The organism is Variovorax paradoxus NBRC 15149, assembly GCF_001591365.1.
In the GTDB taxonomy this organism is placed as follows: domain Bacteria; phylum Pseudomonadota; class Gammaproteobacteria; order Burkholderiales; family Burkholderiaceae_C; genus Variovorax; species Variovorax paradoxus.
The window spans coordinates 1-6,351 of sequence record NZ_BCUT01000003.1 but is presented as its reverse complement, the minus strand read 5'-3'; the positions used below and the strand labels follow the sequence as shown (position 1 = coordinate 6,351).

Genomic DNA, 6,351 nt, shown 5'->3' with positions numbered 1-6,351 from the left:
ACCGTTGTCGTTGCCCGAGAGGATGCTGTAGGTGACGGTCGCGCTGTCGACGTCAGTGGCGTGGACCGTGCCGAGCACGGCGCCTGCAGGACGGTTCTCGTCGTAGCCGAAGACGTAGCCGTCCGTCGTGTTCACCGGGGTGCCACCGCCGTCGACGAACACAGGGGCGTCGTTGACGGGGTTGATGGTCACGGTCACGGTGCTGGTGGTCGTGCCACCGTGGCCGTCGCTCACCGTGACGGTGAAGCTGTCGGTGCCGTTGAAGTCCGGGTTGGGCGTGTAGGTGTACGTGCCGTCCGGGTTGACTGTCACGGTGCCATGCGACGGATCGCTGCCCCTCGCGTAGGTCAGCGTGTCGCCGCTGTCCATGTCGCTGCCGGTCACGCGGCCGCTCACGGGCGTGTCTTCGTTCGTGGTCTCGGTGTAGTCGGGCGCCGTGGGCGCGTCGTTGACGGGCGAAACGGTCACGGGCACCTTCACGGTGGTGGTGCCGCCCCTGCCGTCGCTGACGGTCACTTCGAAGCTGTCGGACCCTTCGTAGCCGGGGTTGGGCGTGTAGAGGAACTGGCCGGTGGACGGGTCGACGGTGACGGTGCCGTGCTCGGGGCCCTTGGCGACGGTGAAGTTCAGCGTGTCGCGGTCCGGGTCGGCGGCCTGCACTTGCCCGGCAACGGGCTTGTCCTGCCCGGTGACGACGGGCTCGGCCTTGCCTTCGGGGCCGCGGTTCTGCGGCGGGAGCAGCGGCGGGATGAAGGCCGGGCTGCCACCGCCGCCGCCGCCACCACCACCGCTCGCGGCGGCACCGACGCCGAGCACGCCGAGCGCACCCAGCAGCCAGCCGGGCACGCCGTCGGGCAGTAGCGCGGCGCCGGCGTCGGTCCATTCGATTTCGGTGAAGTGAAAGTCTTTCCAGGGCGCGGTGTACTGGCCCCACCACTGCACGCCGGCGCCGTCTTCGAGCACGAGGTCGTTGCGGCCGCCGTCAGGGTACTCGGCGAAGAAGCCGCGCACGGCGACTTCCTGGCCGCCCTGCAACACGAGCACGAGGTCGCCGCCGCGACGCTCGAACTTGAGCACGCTCTCGGGCGCGATCTTCAGCGAGACGATCGATGGGCGATCCAGAACCAGAGGGGTGTCTGCCGCCGCTTTGCGGGATGCACCACCAGACTTGTAAACAGCTTCCATGATTTGTCCTTGCTTCTTGACTCCAGACCCCGGGGCGCCTTCGTCCTGGACGAACAACCTGGGTCGCACATTGGGAAATCTCGAGTGCCGGGGCTCTCGAGGACTCGCCAGCAAGACCCGGCCGGGTCACGCGGCTTGCGCTTGCACGAGGCGGGATTCTTGGTGCGGGGGGCGAGCCGGGCTTTTGCCGAAGAGGTCGCCGCTTTTGCCGTGACGGACAACTTTTTACAAAGGTAAGCAAACGTCGAATACTTCACACAAATTGCGAGATAACGTGGCTAATTCGCCGGTGAGAAGAACCGGAGCAGGCGGGCAATGGTGAGAATGATTACCAATAAATCTTGGTTTCATAGCCTTCACCCAGAGAGCGCGGTCCCACTGCCGTGCCCGTTTTTTCCATGTCATATTGGTCACCCCCGGAGCCCCGGAGAGTTCGTCTTCTGGTGGTCGACGAAGGCGTCGACGAACTCAAGCCCTTGCTGGAAACGCTACGGGGCGCCGGCTACGGCATCACCCACGCTTTCGGCGCGATGGAGGGCTATCGGCGCGCGACGGCGCTGCAGATGGACCTGGTGCTGCTCGACGTGGGTCCGGGCAGCACCGACGGGTTCGCCGCCTGCCGCCTGCTGAAGGCCGACCCGGCCACGGCGGACATTCCGGTGATCTTCCTGACCTCCTCGGCCAGCTTGGAAGAGCGCTTGACGGGCCTGCGGGCCGGCGCGGTCGACTACATCGTGAAGCCCTTCGATCCGGCCGAGGTGATGGCCCGGGTCGAAATTCATCTGGCACTGGCCGAATCCCGCAGGTCGCGCATTGCCCCTGCCACAAGATCTGCGTCCCCACCCGACCGCCCTGCGACGAACGATGACGGCGCGCCGGGCTCGGACGTGGACCGCATGCTCATGCAGGCGGCGGAGCGACTGATCCTCGCCGACCTGGGCCATGTATTGCCGCTGCGCGAACTGGCTGCGCGCGTGGGCACGCACGAGAAGCGCTTGTCGCGCGTGTTCAAGGAACTGGCGAACCGCACGGTCTTCGAGTTCGTACGCGAGGCACGGCTGCACGAGGCGCACCGCCTGCTGCTCGAATCGGCCATGCGCATCGAGGAGATCGCCGCGGCGGTGGGGTTCTCGAGCGCCGCAAATTTTTCGACGGCATTTCGCGAGTACTTCAACTGCACGCCGTCCGCCTGCCGCCAGGCCGGCGTGGGCCGCCGCGCCCCCGACGCGTGACGCACCATGCCGACCGGTGGTGCGAACGGGTTCGTGCCCGCCACGCCCAGCCGGCTGATGCGGGGTTCTCGAAGCCGCTTTTCAGGCGCCGCACGCGCAGTCGCGACTCAGCCGCCGAAACGCCGCAGGCGTGCTGCCGAAGCGTTCCTTGAACGCCGTCGTGAAGTTCGGGGCACCCGAGAACCCGATTGCATGCGCCACGTCCTCGATGCTGAGCGGCGTCTGGGCGAGCAGACGCTGCGCGCGCGACAGCCGCTCCTCGCGCGCGAACTCGAGCACGGTGCGCCCCGTGTGGGCACGGAACGCCCGCGTCAGCCGCTTCTCGTGCGTGCCCACGCGTGCGGCGAGCGCCGGCAGCGGTGGAATGTTCGCAAGGTCGCTCTCGATGAGCCGCTGCGCAGCCCTGGCGATCACGCGGTCCAGGTCATGGGGTGCTTCCTCTTCGGACGCCGGCGGCCTGCCGGGCGCCTCGGCGGCACCGTCGGGCGGTTGCGCGCCGCGGCGTGCGAGCGCGAGATGGACCGCGATGCGCACCAGCACCTCTTCGGGTTCGAAGGGCTTGAGGATGTAGTCGACGCCGCCCTCTCGCAGACCGGTCAGCCGCTCCTCGAGCGTTGCACCGGCGGTGAGAAAAATCACCGGGATGTGCGCGGTGGTGGGGTCCGCCTTCAGCAGCCGGCACGCCTCGAAGCCGCTGGTGGCCCCCAAGTGCACGTCCAGCAGGATCAAGTCCGGCTGCAGCACCCCGGCGCGGCGGTAGCCTCCGAGCGCGTCGAAGTCAAGGCTGATGCGATGGCCGGCGCCGCGCAGCGCGGCAAGCAGCACCTGCAGCTCTTCGACGCTGTCGTCGATGACCATGATGTGCGCAGGCTCGGAAGATTGGAACCAGTAGGACATGAAGATGCGGCGCGTTGCGCGTGCCGCATGGTGCAAGCCCCGATCGTTTGTTTCATGCGCCCTCCCTGACCTTTTCTGACGGTTCCTGACCGTGTGCCTGGCCCCTGCGAACTCGGCAGCCCCGGCAGCGTCAGATCGCGAGCACGTACCCTGTGCCGCGCACCGAATGCAGCGGCAGGCGCATGCCGAGCTTCGCGGCCTTGCGCCGCAGCCGGCTGGCAATTGCATCGATGCGGTGCTCGTCGAAATCGAACACGTCGCCACCGAGCGCGCGGATCAGGTCGTCGCGGCTCGCCGCCGTGCCGCGCTGCCCGAAAAGGCAGGCGAGGAAAGCGCGCTCGCTGGTGGTAAGCGCCATCTGCCGGCCTTCGGGATCGCCAAGGATCCAGTCGCCCTCGAGCAAGCGCCAGTCGGCAGGTGCGGCCGGCAGGGTCGCCGCGTTCCCCTGAGGTGCGACCGTGAGTCGCCGACCGACGGCGTTCAGCGTCTCGGCCAATTCCAGCATGTTCACCGGCTTCACCAGGTAGGCGTCTGCACCTTCGCGCAGCCCGAGCAGCCGGTCCTCGAGCTCGCCCCGCGCGGTCACCAGCACCAGCCCGAGCCGTCGCTGAACTGCGCGCAGATGTGAAACGACCGCGAGGCCGCTCTCGCCCGGCAAGCCGATGTCCACCACCGCGATGTCGCAGGGCTGGACCGCGAACGCCTTGTAGAACGACGGGGCGTCGCCGAAGCCCTCCGCGTCGAAGCCGAGCTCTCCGAGTGCGAAGACGGTTTCTGCACGGATGTCTTCGTCGTCCTCGATCACATGGACGAGAAGACCGGTACGCGGGCTCGGGGATGGCATGGCGCGGAAAGTATAAAGTCGCGTCCCAATGCGCCTCGACGTCGAAACCACCCGGGCGGGTCCGGGCCGCCTGCTTGTTCTTCTGTTCCTGCTGCTGTGGTGCTTGGCAATGCCCGCCAAGGCGCTGGTACTGTCGGCTTCCGATGGCCTCGACCGCGGCATCCCACTCTCCGGGGACCTCGAGATCCAGCGCGACCCCTCGGGCGGGTGGCGTATCGCCGACGTCGCGCGCGGCGCGCAGCGAAGCGGCTTCGCGCCGATCGAAGGGCCGGTGGAGGAAGGCTTCAGCCGCGACGCTGTGTGGCTGCGCTTCTCGCTCGCGCGCACGGTCGACGCGCCCGCGCGATGGCTGCTGCGCGTGCGACCCCCGCGCATCCACGAAGCCACCTTGTATGCGCCGGACGGGCGCGGCGGCTTCGTCGAGACGCCGCTCGGCGACGGCCGCCCTTTCGCGGCGCGCGAGATCCCCGACCACGACTTCGCGTTCCCGGTCGACCTGCCGACCGAGCCGGCTGTCTATTTCCTGCGGCTGCGCAACGACGGGCCACCGCTGCGGGCCGAACTGGACCTGTGGCAGCCTGCCGGCTTCGAGCGCGACCGAACGGCCGACTACACCATCATGGGCGTGCTGCTTGGCGCCGCCCTGCTCGCCGTCTGCATGAACCTGATCTTCGGGGCCTGGCTGCGGGACGGGCTCTACGCCCATTACGCGCTGTACGTGCTCTGCATCGCGGCTCTGTCGGTCAACCGCCAGGGGTTCGCAGCGCAGTGGTTCCTCGGCGACCGCCCCGAGCGCGTTGTGCAGACGCTGCTGGTCGTCAACTGCTTCTTCAACATGGTGGGTACCGCGTTCATGGCGCGCATCTTCCAGTTTCGGCGCCACTGGCCGCCCGCGGCACATTTCTTCAACGCGGTCGTGGTGTACAACTTCGTTGCGTTCGTGCTGGCCCTGGCCGGCCATCACGCCGCCATCGCCCCCTGGGTCAGCGCGGGCAGCGCCGCGTCCACGCTGTTCGGTGCGGTCTTCGTCTGCTACCTGCTCTTCGTGCGGCGCCAGTTCCAGTACCTGCTGCCTGCCTCGGCCTTCGCGGTGGGAACGGTGCTCGGGCTCTACGGGCTGTTGAAGCTCTGGCTCGGCGACCAGGTGCCCGGCGTGACACCTGATCGCCTCTATTGGCTCGGCACCATGTGCCACCTCGTCCTGCTGAACGTGGCCGTGGCCGACCGGACGCGGCGCGCCGAGCGCGATTACCGCGCCGAGCGCGAGCGCGTGCTCGCAGTGCGGCTGGAAGCCGAACAGGCGCTCGAAGGCACGGTCGTGCGACGCACCGCCGAACTGCAGCAGACCAATGCCGCGCTGCATGAGGAGATCGCGGCCCGCGCCCGTCTGGAGGCCCGGCTGCGTGAGTCGCTCGAGGTCGAGCGCCAGGCGATCGTGCAGCAGCGCGAGTTCGTCTCGATGGTCTCGCACGAGTTCCGCACGCCCTTGACAGTGATCGACGGCGCGGCGCAATCGCTCGACATCTCGAAGCTCGGCGGGGAGCCGGTGGTGAAGCAGCGCACCGAGCGGATCCGGCGCGCCGTGCAGCGCCTGACCATGCTGATCGAGAACATCCTGCTGGCCGACCGCCTCCAGCCCGAGAACCGGATGCTTCGCCTCGAAGTCGTTGACATGGCGGCGCTCGCGCGTGGCCTGTGCGAGAGCTTCCACTTTCCCGGCGCTTCGCGCCTGTCCATCGACGTGCGCGAACCCCTGCCCAAGGTGCGCGGCGATCGAGCGCTGCTCGAGATCGCGCTGCAGAACCTGATGCAGAACGCATTGAAGTACTCGCCGCCGGAGCAACCGGTGCATGTCGTGCTGCGGCACACGGGCGGCATCGTGCAGGTCGACGTGATCGACCGCGGACCCGGAGTCGCAATGGCCGACAAGGCCCGCATCTTCGAGAAATATTTCCGTGCCGAAACCGCGAGCGCGGTGGCCGGCACCGGACTGGGACTTCACCTGTCGCGCGAGATCGCGATGCGCCATGGCGGCGACGTGACACTGCACGACACAGGCGCCAGCGGGTCAACGTTCCGCCTCGTGCTTCCGGCTGCGCCGCCTGAACAAGTCACATGACCGGCGGAATCCAAACAGGTCAGTAGTTTGTCATCGGGCAGGCCCGACCCCGGGGCATGAAGCGTGGGTCGTGG

The 6,351-nt window shown here is 68.1% G+C and carries 5 protein-coding genes; 2 read left to right on the top strand and 3 right to left on the bottom strand.

Annotated features, from left to right (window positions below; translation table 11 throughout):
* Positions 1–1,185, bottom strand: a 1,185-nt coding sequence (locus VPA02S_RS20415) for an Ig-like domain-containing protein (RefSeq protein WP_155736619.1), incomplete at its 3' end; no start/stop codon positions are given.
* 398 nt (positions 1,186–1,583) lie between these two features.
* Here VPA02S_RS20415 and VPA02S_RS20410 point away from each other — a divergent pair.
* Entirely contained in the window at positions 1,584–2,417 is an 834-nt protein-coding gene (locus VPA02S_RS20410; RefSeq protein ID WP_062365426.1) for a response regulator transcription factor, read from the top strand.
* 81 nt (positions 2,418–2,498) lie between these two features.
* On the opposite strand, the gene VPA02S_RS20405 is transcribed toward VPA02S_RS20410, so the two are convergent.
* Both VPA02S_RS20405 and VPA02S_RS20400 read right to left on the bottom strand, forming a co-directional pair.
* Positions 2,499–3,314: a response regulator transcription factor gene (locus VPA02S_RS20405; protein ID WP_015867369.1), complete on the bottom strand. Its 816-nt coding sequence runs from the start codon at positions 3,312–3,314 to the stop codon at positions 2,499–2,501.
* Positions 3,315–3,444: 130 nt separating this feature from the next.
* Positions 3,445–4,158 carry a response regulator transcription factor gene (locus VPA02S_RS20400; protein WP_015867370.1) on the bottom strand — a complete coding sequence of 238 codons (714 nt, stop codon included), beginning with the start codon at positions 4,156–4,158 and terminating at the stop codon, positions 3,445–3,447.
* Positions 4,159–4,186: 28 nt separating this feature from the next.
* On the opposite strand from VPA02S_RS20400, the gene VPA02S_RS20395 reads away from it, so the two are divergent.
* Positions 4,187–6,277, top strand: coding sequence for a sensor histidine kinase (locus VPA02S_RS20395; RefSeq protein WP_062365425.1), 2,091 nt, complete (start codon positions 4,187–4,189; stop codon positions 6,275–6,277).
* Positions 6,278–6,351 lie beyond the last annotated feature (74 nt).

Excerpts from the sequence above, each read along its gene's own strand:
- VPA02S_RS20410 (WP_062365426.1), top strand. The coding sequence starts at position 1,584 with ATGTCATATTGGTCACCCCCGGAGCCCCGGAGAGTTCGTCTTCTGGTG.
- VPA02S_RS20405 (WP_015867369.1), bottom strand. The coding sequence starts at position 3,314 with ATGTCCTACTGGTTCCAATCTTCCGAGCCTGCGCACATCATGGTCATC.
- VPA02S_RS20400 (WP_015867370.1), bottom strand. The coding sequence starts at position 4,158 with ATGCCATCCCCGAGCCCGCGTACCGGTCTTCTCGTCCATGTGATCGAG.
- VPA02S_RS20395 (WP_062365425.1), top strand. The coding sequence starts at position 4,187 with ATGCGCCTCGACGTCGAAACCACCCGGGCGGGTCCGGGCCGCCTGCTT.